The 16,441-nt window shown below is 51.7% G+C and carries 14 protein-coding genes; 4 read left to right on the top strand and 10 right to left on the bottom strand.

Features of this window, described 5'->3' with window-relative positions; translation table 11 throughout:
* The first annotated feature begins 127 nt into the window (after positions 1 to 127).
* Entirely contained in the window at positions 128 to 703 is a 576-nt protein-coding gene (locus A0G03_RS02605) for a YceI family protein (RefSeq protein WP_048259913.1), read from the top strand.
* Positions 704 to 753: 50 nt separating this feature from the next.
* Here A0G03_RS02605 and A0G03_RS02600 read toward each other — a convergent pair whose 3' ends face one another.
* Genes A0G03_RS02600 through folM form a run of 3 tightly spaced genes read right to left on the bottom strand, consistent with a single transcriptional unit; the run spans position 754 to position 2,822 of the window.
* Complete coding sequence (locus A0G03_RS02600) at positions 754 to 1,557, bottom strand: anti-sigma factor family protein (protein WP_048259914.1); 804 nt, start codon at positions 1,555 to 1,557, stop codon at positions 754 to 756.
* The gene (locus A0G03_RS02595) at positions 1,554 to 2,069 is read right to left on the bottom strand and encodes a sigma-70 family RNA polymerase sigma factor (RefSeq protein WP_113626069.1); all 516 of its coding nucleotides are present in this window, start codon (positions 2,067 to 2,069) and stop codon (positions 1,554 to 1,556) included. The genes A0G03_RS02600 and A0G03_RS02595 overlap by 4 nt, the downstream gene beginning before the upstream one ends.
* A 30-nt stretch (positions 2,070 to 2,099) precedes the next feature.
* Complete coding sequence (gene folM / locus A0G03_RS02590) at positions 2,100 to 2,822, bottom strand: dihydromonapterin reductase (RefSeq protein WP_048259916.1); 723 nt, start codon at positions 2,820 to 2,822, stop codon at positions 2,100 to 2,102.
* Positions 2,823 to 2,957: 135 nt separating this feature from the next.
* Here folM and A0G03_RS02585 point away from each other — a divergent pair, with 135 nt between their 5' ends.
* Positions 2,958 to 3,374 carry a hypothetical protein gene (locus A0G03_RS02585; protein WP_048259917.1) on the top strand — a complete coding sequence of 139 codons (417 nt, stop codon included), beginning with the start codon at positions 2,958 to 2,960 and terminating at the stop codon, positions 3,372 to 3,374.
* A gap of 24 nt (positions 3,375 to 3,398) precedes the next feature.
* Here the strand turns inward: A0G03_RS02585 and dauA are convergent, their stop codons facing one another.
* From dauA to A0G03_RS02570, 3 genes are all read right to left on the bottom strand, one after another.
* The gene (gene dauA, locus A0G03_RS02580) at positions 3,399 to 5,114 is read right to left on the bottom strand and encodes a C4-dicarboxylic acid transporter DauA (RefSeq protein ID WP_048259918.1); all 1,716 of its coding nucleotides are present in this window, start codon (positions 5,112 to 5,114) and stop codon (positions 3,399 to 3,401) included.
* A 163-nt stretch (positions 5,115 to 5,277) separates the two neighbouring features.
* Positions 5,278 to 6,378: a sodium-potassium/proton antiporter ChaA gene (gene chaA, locus A0G03_RS02575; protein WP_048259919.1), complete on the bottom strand. Its 1,101-nt coding sequence runs from the start codon at positions 6,376 to 6,378 to the stop codon at positions 5,278 to 5,280.
* 329 nt (positions 6,379 to 6,707) lie between these two features.
* A complete protein-coding gene (locus A0G03_RS02570) occupies positions 6,708 to 7,511 on the bottom strand; it encodes a siderophore-interacting protein (RefSeq protein WP_048259920.1) in 804 nt (267 codons plus the stop codon).
* A gap of 572 nt (positions 7,512 to 8,083) precedes the next feature.
* Here A0G03_RS02570 and A0G03_RS02565 point away from each other — a divergent pair.
* Complete coding sequence (locus A0G03_RS02565) at positions 8,084 to 8,770, top strand: gamma-glutamylcyclotransferase (RefSeq protein ID WP_048259921.1); 687 nt, start codon at positions 8,084 to 8,086, stop codon at positions 8,768 to 8,770.
* Between the two features lie 74 nt (positions 8,771 to 8,844).
* Here the strand turns inward: A0G03_RS02565 and A0G03_RS02560 are convergent, their stop codons facing one another.
* From A0G03_RS02560 to narX, 4 genes are all read right to left on the bottom strand, one after another.
* A complete protein-coding gene (locus A0G03_RS02560; protein WP_048259922.1) occupies positions 8,845 to 9,885 on the bottom strand; it encodes a DUF481 domain-containing protein in 1,041 nt (346 codons plus the stop codon).
* 299 nt (positions 9,886 to 10,184) lie between these two features.
* Positions 10,185 to 11,459, bottom strand: a complete 1,275-nt coding sequence (locus tag A0G03_RS02555) for an acyltransferase family protein (protein WP_048259923.1) — start codon at positions 11,457 to 11,459, stop codon at positions 10,185 to 10,187.
* 262 nt (positions 11,460 to 11,721) lie between these two features.
* Complete coding sequence (gene narL / locus A0G03_RS02550; RefSeq protein ID WP_010276892.1) at positions 11,722 to 12,372, bottom strand: two-component system response regulator NarL; 651 nt, start codon at positions 12,370 to 12,372, stop codon at positions 11,722 to 11,724.
* Complete coding sequence (narX, locus tag A0G03_RS02545) at positions 12,365 to 14,173, bottom strand: nitrate/nitrite two-component system sensor histidine kinase NarX (protein WP_048259924.1); 1,809 nt, start codon at positions 14,171 to 14,173, stop codon at positions 12,365 to 12,367. The genes narL and narX overlap by 8 nt, the downstream gene beginning before the upstream one ends.
* Positions 14,174 to 14,510: 337 nt before the next feature.
* Here narX and A0G03_RS02540 point away from each other — a divergent pair, with 337 nt between their 5' ends.
* The gene (locus A0G03_RS02540) at positions 14,511 to 15,899 is read left to right on the top strand and encodes a NarK family nitrate/nitrite MFS transporter (protein WP_048259925.1); all 1,389 of its coding nucleotides are present in this window, start codon (positions 14,511 to 14,513) and stop codon (positions 15,897 to 15,899) included.
* Positions 15,900 to 16,441 lie beyond the last annotated feature (542 nt).

Below are 16,441 nucleotides of genomic sequence, written 5' to 3'. Positions count from 1 at the left end.
TGAGCGGGTTGCTAATGCAAAGCTCGCCAGACTTTTTCCTCAGAATGAACAGAAATAGTGAAACGTGTCCGAATAAAGTCGTGCTCTGGAGCGTTTACGCGTTGTCTATTCTGAGGAGAATCCTATTATGACTCGCATCGTTCCTGTACTGGCCTTCGGGCTGCTCATCAGCCCACTGTTGCACGCTATGCCGCTTAACTACACCGTTGCTACTGATAACACGGTTATTGGGCTTTCATGGCAAGCATTTGGACACCCGTCACAGGCCTCTCTCGACGGCGTGACGGGTAACATTACACTGGATGCTGAAAAGGAAATAAATGACCGTATTGATGTGAAAATCCCCATCACGACGCTACAGGCTTCCAACAGCCTGTTGACCTATCAGTTAAAAAGCAGCCTGTTTTTTGATGCTGAACACTATCCCGCGATTACTTTCACCAGCAGCAGAGTTGTGGCGCTGGGTCATGGTCACTTTCGGGTTTTTGGTTCACTGTCGGTAAAAAACGTCCAACGTCCGGTAATTCTGGAAGCCACGCTTGAAGAACATGGGGGAACCTCATCCAATGAGGGGGCGTTATTTCTTCATGCCACCACCGCTATCTCGCGCTCATCTTTTAATATGGATCGGTTTACCGGGGTAGTGGACGATCGCGTAGCGATTAATATTGAAATTCAGGCGAAAGCCCGACGCAACGTATAAATATTTGCCCCCACGCGCGGAGTTGTCCATGCGTGGAGGGTATTCACTGTTTATGCCAGCGACGCTTGTAACCTGAGCGCACTTTCCGTTAGCGGCGTAACAGGGCTACGACCAATTAATACGAACTGATAGCCGCGATCGCGCCACCAGACAACCTGCATATCATGGCGTTGCTCATTGTTAAGCGCAGTGGCAGTCGCCTGATGCTCAGGGGAAATACACAGTGCCATCGGCCCATATTTAGCATGCATCCAGGTAATCTGCGCAATTGACGTATTGTCATAGCTCAGCAGACGTACCATTTTCAACTCTGCGTCGTGAAGCGTCAGTTGTTGTTCATTGAGAGACAATCCTATGTCTTGGGCAGTTCGAGACAGCCCACTCTGCAAGGTCTGTGCGGAGCTGTCCGCATCGAGTAGCGTTTTAGCGCTGTAAAGAGACATGTACTGGGCTTCAAGATCGCGAATTTTCTCGCCGTCGCTGAGAATGAGCTGGGGCGAACGTGCGAAGTAGCCTAGTCCTGAGCCAATCACTAGAAAACTGAGGGAAGCAGCAATCAGCGAGCGGCGACTGACTCCCGTGTGAGATGAAGGTTTGCTGGGTATTGGCGCTGTCGTTACTAATGCCTCAAGCCTGGCCTGCATCTTCGCCTCAGGCGCTTTATCGAGTAACGGGGCGAAGGCTTCTTCAAAATCAAGCTGGCTTTTCATCAGTTCGGCGGTGCGCTCAGCAAGCTGTTCGTCCCCCTCAAGTAGTGTCTTGAATCTTTGTGCATCAGCCTCATCCATCTCGCCATCCAACCAGGCAACAATGGCTTCGTCACTATAAGGGGGAGTAAAACGCATGGGTTTCAAGACAGTTTCTCCTTTGCAGAGGGCGGGGTATCGACTGATTTAGCCAGCGTCCCCCGTGCGGCGGCCAGTCGACTCATAATGGTGCCGATCGGTACTGACAGCGTGTCTGCCGCCTCCTGATAGGTAAACCCTTCGACATAAACTAAAAATACGGTGTTGCGCTGTGCTTCTGGCAGTGCGCTGACTCGCTGCATTATTTTCTGGTAATGCAGACGATCGTTATCCCGTTCATGGGTATCTGGAGCCAGCAATTCCTCGCTTTCGATAAATCCTTGCCCCTGACGTACGCGGCGGGCGCGCAGTTCGGAAATCCATATTGAGTGGAGAATGGAGAACAGCCATCTGTCGATTCGGGTGCCTGGGGTAAATTGTGTACTCTTTTCAAGCGCACGAACGCAGGTAGACTGGACTAACTCTTCGGCAACCTCGTGGCTGCGCGACAGAACTAGCCCATAGCGCCACAGGCGTGTTAGGTGTGCAGTAAGCTGCTGGCGAACTTCACTGGTAGTGATTTTCTTATCCTCACGTGACGACTCAATGTCTTAGCGCAATGCCCGTCCGCCATCAACGCCCAACGTTTTCCCAGTGATGTAGCGGCTGCTGAATAGATAATCCACCAGTCGGACAATCTCCTCTTCGCCGGGCGCGATTTTCATCAATGACTTTTCCAGCGCCTGTTGTCGATATGCGTCGTCATCCTGTTCCTTAAACAGGATTAAGCTGGGAGCAATGGCGTTGACCTTCACTTCCGGTGCCAGCTTACGGGCAAACGACCGCGTCATATTATCCAGCGCCGCTTTGCTGGCAGCATAGGCGATGTGCTTCTCGCTGCCTTTTTCAACCACGTAATCCGTTAGATGAATAATATCCGCGCCAGCAATGCCTTGCCCCCGCAGGCAGGGTTCGAGCAGTTGGTTGAGTAAATAGGGCGTATAGACATGAATTTGCAGCATGTCCGCTAGCGTTTTTTCTGGTGGCGTGGTGGGGTTTTCTGGCTCCCAGCGGCTGGCGTTGTGAATAATTGCGCGTAGCTGTGGTGTGAGTGATCGGATTTTCTCAGCAAACGCATAGATGTTTTCCGTAGTGGAAAAATCTGCTGCCAGACAAACAGCACCGTCTTGCTCTAGCGTGTCCAATTCAGGATAAGGCGTGCGATAGCTGATAATGACGGGAATCGACTGAGCTAAAAGTGAACGCGCCAGCGCCAGACCAATACGTCGTGCGCCGCCGGTAATTAACACGGGAGCAGAAGAAAAAGTTGTCACAATTAGGTCTCCTCAACACGCTAGTCAAAAGGGGGCTAACCGTGACAATATACCTGAAATCACTATACAGTTTATGGTTTTATACCCGTCAGGGGAGTGCGCAGCAAACCACTGGCGAAGAGGAGAAAAGGGAGTATGGACAAATCCCCTGAGTCTACAAGTTCCAGTGAGCCACTCTGTCTGGACTACACGGATTATTTGGCGGCACTGTGCAAGAAACGTTGGCGTTTCGTGGATGCGATGTATGGCGTGATGCCGATTTTTGGCATGGTGATTAAGATGGCATCCGCTCGGCAGAGCACGCCGAAAGATCGGCTGAAGGTACTGGCGTTACAGGTGCTCTCAACGCAGGTGAGTGACGAAACCAACATAATCAGACTGATTACGCTGGCACGCCAGCAAGGTTTGAGCGCGTTTGATATTCAACTGCCTTATTCTCTGACGAATGAGCAACTGAACGCGATTAGCAACGAATGTGACGAGACGCTGGATTTAACGCTGCGGGACGAACGCTTGTCCGTCCGGTTCAAGATGCCAGCCGTGCAGCACTAGCACGGCGTGGCCTGTCCTCTATTTTTACTCTGTTTTTGCCGCTGAACGCACCGTCGTCGCCTCAATGGCCTGCGCCAATGAACCGTAGAAGCTCAGTCGCCCTTCAATCGGGTGAACCTTCGCCCGTGCCAGCGTTTTTAACGGCTGGAAGGGAATATCGGTGATGATGAGCTGTTTGCCTTCGGGCAACGTTTCGCTAAAGCGCAGGAATGCATTGAGTCCGCCTGCATCCAGCACCGGCACGGCATCCCACTGCAAAATGATATTTTGGTAACCTTCACTGCGTACCGTGAGGTCGTTGAAGATGCGTTCCGCTGCGGCGAAAAACAGTGGGCCGTTAACGCGCAATACCAGATGGTCCGGTATTTTAGTGTCCGGCAGTTCGCTCAGGCGTGTCATCTGCGCGATGCGACGCATGAAGAGCAACGAGGCCAGCACGATACCAACGGTAATGGCGATCACCATATCGAATAGTACGGTCAACGACATACAGAGCAGCATCACAATAATGTCGTCTTTCGGCCCGTGGCGTAGTAAATCCACCACCTTATGTGCTTCGCTCATGTTCCAAGCGACGATCAGCAGCAGCGATGCCATCGCGGCCAGCGGCAGATAAGACAGCCACGGGGCAAGTATTAACAGCGCCAACAACACCAGTAGCGCATGGATCACGGCGGAAACCGGTGAATTGGCGCCCGCGCGGACATTGGCGGCGGAACGGGCAATCGCAGCGGTCGCGGTAATACCGCCAAAGAATGGCGCAATGATGTTACCGAAACCTTGTCCCATCAGTTCTGCATTGGAGTTGTGTTTTTTGCCTGTCATCCCATCCAGCACGACGGCGCACAGCAGCGATTCAATCGCCCCCAGCATCGCCATCGAGAATGCCGCAGGTAGCAGAGCGGAAATGCTTTGCCAATCCAGCGTCATCGTCTTCCCATCCGGCGACGGAATGTTCCATGGCAAAACGAGTTGCGGCAGGATAGGTGGAATCCCTTGCCCTTGCGAACCATCTGCCAGCATATAGCTGAATCGGGAACCGATGGTCGCCACATTTTCACCCAGTAGCGACATGATCCCCATCACCGCGACACCCGCCAGCAGCGCAGGCAAGTGCCCAGGCAGGCGGATACCGAGTCTGGGCCAGACGATCAACACCAGCAGCGTCGTTGCGCCGATCAACGTATCAGCAAGATGCAGAGTCGGTAGTGCCTGTGCCAGCGCCGCCACTTTCTCGACGTAATGTTCGGGCACGACTGCCATCTGCAAGCCGAAGAAATCCTTGATTTGCATGGTACCGATGGTAATGGCGATCCCGGAGGTGAATCCCAGCGTGACGGAAAGTGGAATATATTCGATCAGACGGCCGAAGCGGCAGAGGCCCATCAGCAGTAGAAACACGCCGGAAAGCAAGGTGGCGACCAGCAGGCCGGATAGCCCAAACTGCTGCGACACGGGATAGAGAATGACGACGAAAGCCGCTGTCGGGCCCGATACGCTGTAGCGTGAACCGCCGCTGACGGCGATGACGATCCCGGCAATGGCTGAGGTATACAGCCCGTACTGCGGAGGAACGCCGCTGGCAATCGCCAGTGCCATTGCCAGCGGGATGGCGATGATGCCAACAGTAACGCCAGCGATAATGTCGTGGGTAAAACGTTGCAGCGTATATTTTTCGCGCCAGCACGCATCAATCAGCGCGCTGAACGGCCTGATGCCGTTAATTCCGTGCGTTTTCATCTAAGCAGAAACCAAAGTAAGGAAGTAAATCAACATGGCGGGCCTGCCGGTCCGTCGACGACAGCCTTACGATACGCCGGACGCGCTCAGAAGATCCAGATATACATCAAGAGAAGTAAGATTTGGCGGGGCCGACGCGGTGAAAACCGCGTCGGCAGAGGGGTTACAGCGTGATGGTGATCAAATAGGCGGCAAAAAGCGCCAAGTGTGCGCTACCGCTCAACACATTGGTTCTACCCGTGGAGAACGTAATGTGGCATAGCACCAGCACAGACAGCATCACGACGATATGCGGCATATCCAGACCGAAGTTCAGCGAGCGGCCAGTAATCATGGCGATGATCGTGACGGTAGGAACTGTCAGGGAAATCGTCGCGAGTACGGAACCGAAAAACAGGTTCATCGCGCGCTGTACCTGATTTTTCAGGACGGCGCGGATCGCTCCCAGCCCTTCAGGAGAGAGGATTAACAGTGCGACCAGGAAGCCCGTAAACTGCGTCGGCGCGTTCATTTCGGTCAGCAGCGTTTCCAACGGCATGGAATTCATCTTGGTTACCGCAATAACGGCAATCAGGTGAACCAGCAGCCAGCCAGTGTGCCACAGTGAGCTGTGTGCGGACGGTTTACCATGATGTGGATCGTCGCCGTCACCTTCGTCTTCATGCTCATACACAAACAGGCTTTGGTGCGTACGCGTTTGAATCAACAGAAAAACGCCGTACATCGCCGCAGAAATCGCGGCAATAATCAGGGACTGCGTTACGCTGAAGTTACCATCGGGCAAAGCGCTGGGGAAAACCAGCACAATCACGGCCAATGGGAAGATCGCCATCAGATACTGTTTGATACCACTGAGGTTGACGTACTGCGTGGCGAACTTACGGCCGCCGAGCAAGAGGGCAAAGCCCACTAAGCCGCCAGTGACAATGACGATAATAGAATAGAGGGTGTCACGCATCAGATCTGGGCCTGCGTCACCGGTAGCCATCAGCGCTGAAATCAGGCTGACTTCAAGAATGACGACGGACAAGCTGAGGATCAGCGAACCGTAGGGTTCACCCAAGCGGTGTGCAAGCACGTCGGCGTGACGTACCACGCTAAATGCGCTGAAAAGTATTCCGGCTAGCGCGAGGGCGTTAATGCCGAGAATGGCGACAAAATCTTGTGAACTGCCCCACACGTAGAGTATGGCAAGCGCAATAACAGGAAAAACGAGTGAGTATTCATGATGGCGAGTTTTGACCACCTCAGCATGAGACTTCATTGCGGGAGTTCTCCTTATCCAGAGGAATGATGCGGCAAAATATCCCCGTCATACTCCAAGTCAGCGTACTGGCAACTCGAATTATTTAGGGCATAAAGCAATTTATTAAAAGTATAAAACCATTTATTCATGGCTGTAACACAATAATAAACCGCGAAAGGTTACTAAAAAGTAGTTATAACGTAATAAAACGAACAATATGATAACAGATTGTCGTGTGTATGCGGGAAATTTTACGGATTTTTACGCTTTGAATTGAAATTTAAATGAAAAGGGAGAATCTGCGTATCTTCTCCCTATCATGATAATATCAAATATGTTTTTTGTGGTTATTCGTCAAGATTGTCCATGATATCGTGGCGTTTATGATGATAATTCTCTTCATTTAACCCTTCTCGCCAATAAGGCACGGCGTACATCTGATTTCGCTCACACCCGCGTTCGCGACGCACATGGCGACGAAGCTGAACCACGATGCGATCTTCACCGGCTAACCAGTAAAATGCATTATCAGCCACAGGAAGTGCCTGGAAATGCTCCAACAGCGTGTCGGTCGCGTCTGTCCCGCCAATGATCCAATGCAACTGAAGCTGTGAGGGTTTCACGATGCTGAGTTTATCCGCTTCACTGTCGACACGAATTACGGCATGCCCTTGGGCGTCGTCAGGCAAATTCTCGAGCAGCGCCATCAGCGCAGGAAGCGATGATGGGTCGGCAGCCAGATAATAAGCTGCCGCGGGTGGCAGCATCGGGAGTGGGCCACCGGGCTGCGAAATACCCACCCAGTCGCCGGGCTTGGCCTGACGAGCAAAATTGACCGCAGGCCCTGCGTGTTCATGCAGCGCGAAAACCATATCCAGTTCAGCATCCTCAGGGCGCAATGCGCGAACGCTATAGGTGCGAACGATGGGGCGAGATTCGCCTTCTGGCCAGATCGGGCCGCGCTCACCGATGGTAGGTAGAACCGGTTTTTGCTGTCCAACCTGAGGCAGAAAGAGTTTGATATGTGCGCCATATCGCTCGGTTGGGTAATCGCGCAACGCGTCATGATGAAAAGTAATGCAGCGTAAATGAGGGGAAATATCGTGGATCTGTTTAACCTGAACTAAAACAGGCTGACGCGGCGTTGCCATTCAGTGTCTCCGTGGTAATCAATTCCAGTGTAGTGATGATAATAACACGAGATGATAACTATTATCATTTCGTGCCTTTGTTGTTATTTTTCCCGAAACAAATACATTTTTCTCGAAATAAATACGCGGCTAGCGCTTTTGCATTAAACGAATGGCTTGCTGCAGGTTCCTGACGTCACAAAAATGAGGTTTGTGTCAGGAAAGCGTCAAGTCCAGCGATGAGTTGCCGATTAAGTTGATATACCCGTCATACTTCAAGTTGCATGTGCGTTGGCTGCGTTCACTCACCCGAATCACTTACCTGAGTAAGCTCATCGGGATGCCTTCCCTTGCCGCCTGCCTGAAACTCGAATTATTTAGGGTATTAACGCTGCATCATGTATGAATGAAACATTATCACGAACTTTTTCAGGTTTTGTGACCAGTATCAAACTTGATCCCAAAGCCATAAATGAATAACCTCAAGTTCTATGGTGTTGTAAAATTAAGCAGATGAAGCAATTAGGTTTTTAAACGCAGGGCGAGAGCCGATCTGACGAGCAGAAAAAGAGTAAGGTTGGAGGTGGGTAGTAGTGTTAACACGCGATTTTTTGCAGAAAGCAGATTGTAGAACGTCTTTTGGGTGTATTGAAGAAACCTTACTGCTCACGCCGCAACAGCGGGCTGATTCGTTGGACAGGATGCTGGCGCTACGGCCCAATAGCTGTCCTGTTTGGGTATTTGGCTACGGTTCACTCATGTGGAACCCGGTTTTTGATGCCGAAGAAATCTGTCTGGCAACGCTGGCGGGGTGGAAGCGTGCTTTCTGCCTGCGCCTCACCATTGGCCGCGGAACGGTAACACAGCCGGGGCGGATGCTGGCGCTGCAACCCGGTGGACAAACAACGGGCTTGGCTTTTCGACTGCCGGAGACCTCACTGCGTGAAGATTTGGAGCTGCTGTGGAAGCGTGAAATGCTGACGGGCTGCTATCGTCCGCTCTGGTGCGAACTGCATCGCAAGAACGGCGCACCGCTGACGGCGCTGGTGTTTGTTTCTGAGCCTGAACATCCCCTAAACGAAAATGATACCTGTATTCAGAGTGTTGCACCGCTGATTGCCCGTGCAAGCGGTCCACTCGGCACCAATGCGCAATATCTGTTTGCGTTAGAGCAAGAGCTGAAGAATCACGGAACGGAAGATGAAAGCGTGAGCGAATTGGCGCAACGAGTGCGTACCTTGCAACAGTCTTGTCCTGCGGCAGCAGGGGGCGGACAATAACGACGCGGCGAGCGTGAGATTTGAGGTGAACAGCAAGATCGCCGTTCACCTTGAGACACAGTGAAACGATGGTATTACCAGCCGACACCAACACCCATGGTGTACAGCGTGTCGTCAACATTCCCCTGATTACTTTCGATACGGGTACGTGACACTTTCATGGTCATAGAAGACCAGTCGGTCAGCTTGAAGCGCAACCCTGCATCCGCTTTCAGATAGATTGGCGCGGTGCCATCAAATGAACGCCCGAATTCACCGTTGGTGAAGGCTTCAACTGATTTGCTGAATAGATAGCGGTTGTACGCCCACTTTATCGCACCAGAGTAGAAATCATCATCGCCCTGATCGCGGTACACGAAGGTTTGGGAGTTGACCAGCGATGTCAGTGAGAATGCGCCTAAATCGTTATCCCAGAACTGATAACCGGGACCAAGACCGAAAGAACGGTTGATTTTAATGCTTTCAATCCAGTCGCGTTTGTACTGATAACGACCCTGCCAGAACCAGTTTTCATCCACGAATTTATCCAGCGCATATTCGCCAGCCGCATTCTTGGTGCTCTCGACTTTATCCTCTTTTGCCAAATGGTAGCTGGCATCAAGGTTGTGTCGCCACGTATCGTGACGCGCTTTGGTGTTTAGCGTCACATCGTAGTTGTCGGTTTCTGTCGAACTTTTCTTATGCGACATGCCTGCGTCAATGTTGCCTTTCCAGGATAAATCGGTCACCAGCGGCTTCTGCGCCACGATGGAGGTGATTTCGGAAAGTGGCAATGTTTGCGGACCTGCTGCTTCGTTAGAAAGCGACGGGGTCGCGACGACAGCGCGGTTTTCACCTGCCTTCACCGCCGGGTACAGTACGCCTTTCTCGTAGCGTTCACCCTGAATCACCAGGCCATGATCGCTTTCAAAGGTTTTCACCTTATCCCAGGCTACAGAGATGGAGCCTGCATAGTCGGTGTTGATAAAGAGTTTTCCGCCGTCAAGCAGCGTGATTTTCCCTGTGACCTTGTCGCCATTGTTCAGCCAAATGGTGTCAGCGCGGCTTTGTGTAATGCCTGCGGAGAGGGCGATGACCAAGCTGAGGGAAGAGATTGCGTGTTTGGATAGTGTCATTATTGCCAAATAAACCGTGGTGACATGTAGTAAGACGTCCGTCAGAGACAAAGACGTACAGCCGATAAAAACGAACCGGTTTAGCCCGGAACGGCAAACATTAACAGGAATCGGGGTGATGCTCTACCCGAAAACAATAATTGATTAGAATGTAAATAGTTATAAAAGTTGCTATTGATGATTAACCGCTATAACGCGATATCTGTCACATTTCTAGCGGTAGAGGGGGATGCCGATCTGGGGTGGTGAATCTCTGGCCCAGTCTGTTTCAGGCCAGAGAATCGAGTGCCGTTATAGCGCTACGCGGTGCGCTGCGTGCGCGATGTGTTGTTGCTAAGGAAGCGCGAGGTCAGGAACGTCCTTACGCGGAACACGATCCGTTCCTGGAAGAGAACGCATAGCGTCACAGTGCTGAGCAGGAAAATGATGTAGCCCGTCATGGACAACTGCACCTGACCCGCAGCGGCAATACATTGATCCCAATCGCTGAAGCAGGTCATCGGATTACCGCGCACCAGTTGTTCCAAGGTGCGGAACAGATTAAACAGCGGAACATGCAGCGCAAAGATGGAGAGCGATGCAGCACCCAGCCGCGGCGACCAATGCCGCAGCCATTCGCTGTTAGGTTCACGCGCCAGCGCACTCAGACAAACCAAGCCGACCTGAGCTGGCAGCATCAAACCGTTGTGCAGCAGGAAGTACCAATAGGCTTCGCCTTTAGTGAACAGCCAGGTGGCGACAAGGAAATTCACACCGATGAAGAAGGCGACGCCGTAACGCTGGCCTTTGCTCAGCGGTGAGCGATCTTTCTGGCGATAATGACGGAACAGTGCATAGCCCAAAATCCCAGCCAGAAATTCCGGCAAACGGAAGATCGGTCCACGTTGCAACAGTCCTGTATACGGCATGCCGAACTGCTGCTGCCAAATAACCCAAATCGGTGGCAGCAGATACAGCAGGCAGACGATCCCCATCCACAACCACGGATGGCGGCTGTTCAACAGACGCGGGGCTAACAGCGGAAACGCCAGATAGAAAAAGAACAGCGTAGAAAGCGACCATAACGGGGCATTGAAGGTCAGGAAGTAAGGATTCCATGCCTGCAACATCAGTACCTGCAATAACCCGTTGAACGCCAACTGTGCATTCGTCATGTAATGGCGCAGCGTTTCAGGATCGGCAGCGGGGTCGTTGGTGTCATAAATGACGAAACGGGCGCTGGCGACTTGTCCTTCCGGCGGCACGGCCAGCCACTGCATCAGCGTGACAACAGCAATCGAAGACAGCAGGGCAATGATGTGGATAGGGTAAAGATTAAAGAAGCGTTTGGCCCAGAATTGGCGAACAGGCTCACGCAGACGTCCGTCCTTAATGTACACGTGTGCAAGCAAAAAGCCAGACAGGACAAAGAACGTGCTGGTCGCGAAGAATCCCATGCTGGTGAGTTCACTCAAGAACGGAATGCGCTCACGCTGGGGGTAAATGTGGACCGTGTGATAAATCATCACATAACAGCCGAGCAAAAATCGTAGCCACTCCAGGCCGATAAATCGCTCTTTACTGACCTTCTTCATGTTGTTCCTCAACGTTAAACTCGGTGTAAAAGCCGAAAAATGCGATTACGAACTAGTTTAGACGAGAGCAACGTCACATTAATTAGGATAATGGCTATAAATGCCGATGCTGTTTAGCAGCCGTTTACTTTGAGGAAGGGGTTGGTGGCATTTCCACCAATTGCTGCGGCATCCTCGCTCACGCGAGGATAATCTCGATAGGAAGGGCGCCTGAGCGCCTTATCCGTACCGCTGATCATAGCTGCTTATTATTACCGTTTGATTAAATGACTTTTTCTTGCAATACCCAAACGGCCGCTTCAACCCGTGATTTTAGCTTCATTTTTTTCAGCAGGTGTTTGACGTGTACCTTGACGGTACTTTCCGTAATCGTGAGCTTGCGGGCAATCACTTTATTGGAGAGTCCCTGAGCCAGCAATTTCAGAATATCGCGTTCGCGTGGCGTGAGCTGTTGAATATCTCGGTCGCTGCTGTGACGGCTTTCGCGCAGGCTAGCGGCCAGAATCGGTGTTAGCGTTTCACTCAGTACCATTTTCCCTGACGCGGCCTGATGCAGCGCAGCCAATAAATCTTCCGGCTCCATATCTTTCAACAGATAACCATCGGCACCGTTTTTTAATGCATTGACCACATCGTCTTCATGGTTCGATACGCTAAAGACGACAATGCGGCCAGACAGCGATTTTTCCCGCAGACGGTTCAACGTTTCCAGACCATTCATTCCAGGCATGTTCAAATCGAGCAGAATCAAATCCGGATCCAGTTGTTCCGCAAGCTCAACACCCTGTTCGCCGTGGCTGGCTTCACCTGCCACCTGCAATTCTGGGTCCATACTAATGAGTTGCTTAACGCCATTGCGCAACATGGGGTGGTCGTCAATCAGCAGTAGGGTGGCGGCGTCTTCGTTAATCATGTGTTTCTCCTGTTAATGGCAGCCGGTGACGGTATTCGGAGAGGAAGCTGACATTTACTTCAGTGCCTCCCGACGGCCGGCGTCGAACAATGCATTCGCCGTGCAAACCCCGTGCACGGTCGCGCATGATAATAAGTCCATAGTGGTTGGCGCGGCTGGCATCATCAGGAATACCGATGCCGTTATCGGCCACGCTGAGCTCGATGTAACCCTGACGTAATTGCAGCGTAATATCGACCTGCGTGGCCTGCGCGTGTTTATAAATATTGCTCAGCGCTTCACGCACAATTTGCAGAACGTGAATGCCTTGATGAGCGGATACCGACTGCGGTGGCAGACGGTAATGCAGTTCGATGGGATATCCCAGCCGCTTGCCGAACTCATCGACCGATGCCCGCAGTGCAGCAAGTAAGCCCGATTCAGAAAGTTTCAGCCGGAAGGTCGTCAGCAGCTCACGCAGTTGGCGATACGCGGTGTTCAACTCTTCCCGCATTTCCGTTAGCAACTGCTGTGATGCGGGAGGCAAATCGCCGCCCTGCATTTGCAGGCAGCTCACCTGAATTTTTAGGCAAGAGAGCGACTGCGCGATAGAGTCGTGCAGTTCACGGGCTATCGTCGCGCGTTCTTCCATCAGCATCAGTTGCTGTTGATGGTTGGATTGACGCTCCAGCGCCAGCGTGCTGGTCAACTGTTCCAATAACGTATTCAGTAACTGATTTTGATCGCGGCTCAGCACGGTATTGCCCGGCAGCGTGGCCAACACAACGCCATATTGCCCATGTTTGTCATGCAGATCCCAACAGTGAGGTTCACCCGGCAGTTCTTCACGTTTTACCTGCATACCGCAACTCTGACAGCTGTTATCTGGGCAATGATCCGGCTGTGACTGGCTGCAATCGCTAAACTGGTGAAACTGTTCCTGATTGTTGTCTTCATACAGTCGCAGTTGAATATTGCGAAGCGGCGTCAACGACGGCAGTTCGTTCAGGATTGGCATCAGTCGGCTGCACAGCGGTGCGCCAGTATGCAGGCGCCGACTGGCGCGATAAAGGAAAGAGAGCAGATCGTTTTTCTGTTGCAGATCGGCCGTTTTCTCGGCGACGCGCTGTTCCAGACTGTGGTACATGGCGGAAAGTTCGTCCGACATGCTGTTCAGCACCTGTCCCAGCTTACTCATTTCATCGTGACCGTTGATGGTGACACGCTGGGTGAAATCACCTTGTCCGATAGCCTGCGCCATCGAAACCAAACGCCGCCACGGTGTTAGCAGGCGGCGACGCAAATAAAAAAATGTCGTGATCAACAGGATGAACATGATACCGATGAAGATACGCTGCACTAGCGTGACCATCATCAATCGCTGTTCGGTTTTATGGTCGATGGCGGAAACCAGATCGTCCAGTTGTTTTACGAAGCGTGCGACATCCGCTGAGGCATCGGCAGAATGCGTTGCCTGTCGCAGATGCGGCTGTAGATTCTCCAGCCAGAAAACACGCAGCGCAGCGAATTGCTCAGTCAGCCCCTCTCGACGTACCGCCTGCTGCAAGTCACTGCTGATTTCGTCTTCTTCCAGCTCTTGCAGGTAAATCTCATTCTCAGCAGAGAGCGGGACCATCGATAGCAGGCGGTAGCTCTGCATACGCAGCGAGCCCGCCTTATTAATGGCGTGCGCGTTCCCTTGAATGCTTTGAGACATCCAACTGGAAACCGACATACCTGCAATACCCAGCAAACCGAGTAGCAGCATCAATAGTGCAACCTGATTGACGAGCGACAGCGGCAGCAGGAAACGTTTCAACATAATAAAGCGACCTCTGCTGGAGGAGTAGAAAACCCGTACCGAGAAGGATAACCCTTTCGGCATTTTTCCCGATCCTACGAGATAACCCTATACCCACTAGTGAGTACCACCGAATATCCATGCCTTGAAAGGGGATATGACAGTAAGAAAAAATAGCGATATAACAGCTTGAATTACCGTTGCTTATTTTTCTATTTTTATTACTCATTAAGGAGTGTGGTTATTTTTACTCGGTTTTTTTACCTGACAGCGCGTTGATTTGCATCAACTTTACCTGCGGTGTAATCCCTAATGTTGCGCCTTAATTCTACCGCGTTTTTATTTATCGAGGTTTTTTATGACGCAGCCTTCATCACCCGAAAAAGTATCGCAAAGCACGCTGATAAGGGAATGGAATCCTGAAGATACAAAATTCTGGCAATCTGGCGGACAACGGATAGCACAGCGTAATCTTTGGATCTCTGTACCGTGCCTGCTGTTGTCGTTTTGTGTCTGGATGATTTTCAGCACCGTGGCCGTTAACCTAAACAAGGTCGGATTTAGTTTTACCACAGACCAGCTATTTTTGCTTACCGCGCTGCCTTCCGTTTCCGGCGCGCTGCTACGCGTGCCTTACTCCTTTGTTATTCCAATCGTTGGCGGTCGCCGTTGGACGACGTTAAGCACCATCATTCTGGTTATCCCGTGTATTTGGCTCGGATTTGTCGTACAGAACCCACAAACGCCTTACAGCGTTTTCGTCACGATTTCTCTGCTGTGTGGTTTTGCCGGCGCTAACTTTGCGTCCAGCATGGCTAACATCAGCTTCTTCTTCCCCAAATCACGTCAGGGTAGTGCGTTAGGGATTAACGGCGGGTTGGGTAACCTCGGCGTGAGCGTGATGCAATTGTTGGTGCCGGTGGTGATTTTCCTGCCGATTCTGGGGTTCTCCGGCAATGGCGTTGTGCAACCTGATGGTCACCAGATTTGGTTGCATCATGCCGCCTGGATGTGGGTACCGTTTTTGGTGATTGCCGCAACGGCTGCCTGGTTTGGTATGAACGATCTTTCGACGGCCAATGCGTCGATACGCAAGCAGTTACCAGTTTTGAAGCAAATGCACCTGTGGGTACTCAGCTTCCTGTATCTGTCCACCTTTGGTTCATTTATCGGTTTTTCAGCAGGCTTCGGCATGCTGTCCAGAACGCAGTTTCCAGACATCGTGATTCTGTACTACGCGTTCTTTGGGCCACTGCTGGGGGCGTTGGCGCGTCCAGTTGGCGGCATGCTGTCCGACCGTTTTGGCGGTGTGAAAGTCACGCTGATTAACTTCATCCTGATGACGATTTTCTCCGTGTTGTTATTCCTGTCTCTGCCGAGTGCAAACTCTGCGGGTTCATTCGGGATGTTCTTTGGCATCTTCATGATGCTGTTCCTGACGGCCGGTTTGGGCAGTGGCTCAACCTTCCAGATGATCGCCGTGATTTTCCGTAAATTAACGGGGGATCGCGTTAAATCACAAGGCGGGAGTGATGCTGATGCGCAGCGTGCGGCCGCCACGGATACCGCAGCGGCGCTGGGCTTTATTTCGGCCATTGGCGCGTTCGGCGGCTTCTTCATTCCCCAAGCCTTCGGAATGTCGCTTGAGTTAACCGGTTCACCCACTGGTGCCATGAAAGTGTTTGTGGTGTGCTACGTGGTGTGTGTTCTGGTGACGTGGCTGTTCTATGCTAGAAAGAAAAATTAGCAGTCTAAAGTTCCGGAATATTCTCTATCCCCGTTTTTCCGGCGTAAAAATTATGCAGCGGTGGGCATGAGCACCGAGTGAGCGGCATGGATGCCGCGAAAACCAGTGCCGCGTCGGGAACGCGTCACTGGTGACCCGATTGCAGCCACGAACGCCGAAGGTATCGCGTAGCGACACAATTAGCGCCAAATAGCCACAGGTCAAGGAGCGCGGCAATTGAGCGCTCCTTGTCGTGCGCGTGCTACAAGGTAGCATGAAAATAATAGTGGTATTGCGCACGAAACATTCTCTGATATCCGAATGAAAATATCACTAAGACGCCGCCCTTTTCGGAGCGGCGTTTTTTTCGCTCAGCATCCGGCTACCCCTTACTGAATTTGCTCGATTCTTCGTCACCCTCTGACTACTACCTCTAAATAGTCGTGTGTATGAATTCAGTATAAACACAAAGTTAGTGGTTTTATTTTTATCTTTTAAAATCATTAATTTATGCATTTTTGGCGTAATAATTCTTTGGTGGTAGTTAGCGGTGTACTCCGTTT

It is taken from the genome of Pectobacterium peruviense, assembly GCF_002847345.1.
In the GTDB taxonomy this organism is placed as follows: Bacteria; Pseudomonadota; Gammaproteobacteria; order Enterobacterales; family Enterobacteriaceae; genus Pectobacterium; species Pectobacterium peruviense.
Note: the sequence above shows the minus strand (reverse complement) of the source record. Positions and strands in the feature narration are given on the sequence as shown.

Excerpts from the sequence above, each read along its gene's own strand:
- A0G03_RS02605 (WP_048259913.1), top strand. The coding sequence starts at position 128 with ATGACTCGCATCGTTCCTGTACTGGCCTTCGGGCTGCTCATCAGCCCA.
- A0G03_RS02585 (WP_048259917.1), top strand. The coding sequence starts at position 2,958 with ATGGACAAATCCCCTGAGTCTACAAGTTCCAGTGAGCCACTCTGTCTG.
- dauA (WP_048259918.1), bottom strand. The coding sequence starts at position 5,114 with ATGAAAACGCACGGAATTAACGGCATCAGGCCGTTCAGCGCGCTGATT.
- chaA (WP_048259919.1), bottom strand. The coding sequence starts at position 6,378 with ATGAAGTCTCATGCTGAGGTGGTCAAAACTCGCCATCATGAATACTCA.
- A0G03_RS02570 (WP_048259920.1), bottom strand. The coding sequence starts at position 7,511 with ATGGCAACGCCGCGTCAGCCTGTTTTAGTTCAGGTTAAACAGATCCAC.
- A0G03_RS02560 (WP_048259922.1), bottom strand. The coding sequence starts at position 9,885 with ATGACACTATCCAAACACGCAATCTCTTCCCTCAGCTTGGTCATCGCC.
- A0G03_RS02555 (WP_048259923.1), bottom strand. The coding sequence starts at position 11,459 with ATGAAGAAGGTCAGTAAAGAGCGATTTATCGGCCTGGAGTGGCTACGA.
- narL (WP_010276892.1), bottom strand. The coding sequence starts at position 12,372 with ATGATTAACGAAGACGCCGCCACCCTACTGCTGATTGACGACCACCCC.
- narX (WP_048259924.1), bottom strand. The coding sequence starts at position 14,173 with ATGTTGAAACGTTTCCTGCTGCCGCTGTCGCTCGTCAATCAGGTTGCA.
- A0G03_RS02540 (WP_048259925.1), top strand. The coding sequence starts at position 14,511 with ATGACGCAGCCTTCATCACCCGAAAAAGTATCGCAAAGCACGCTGATA.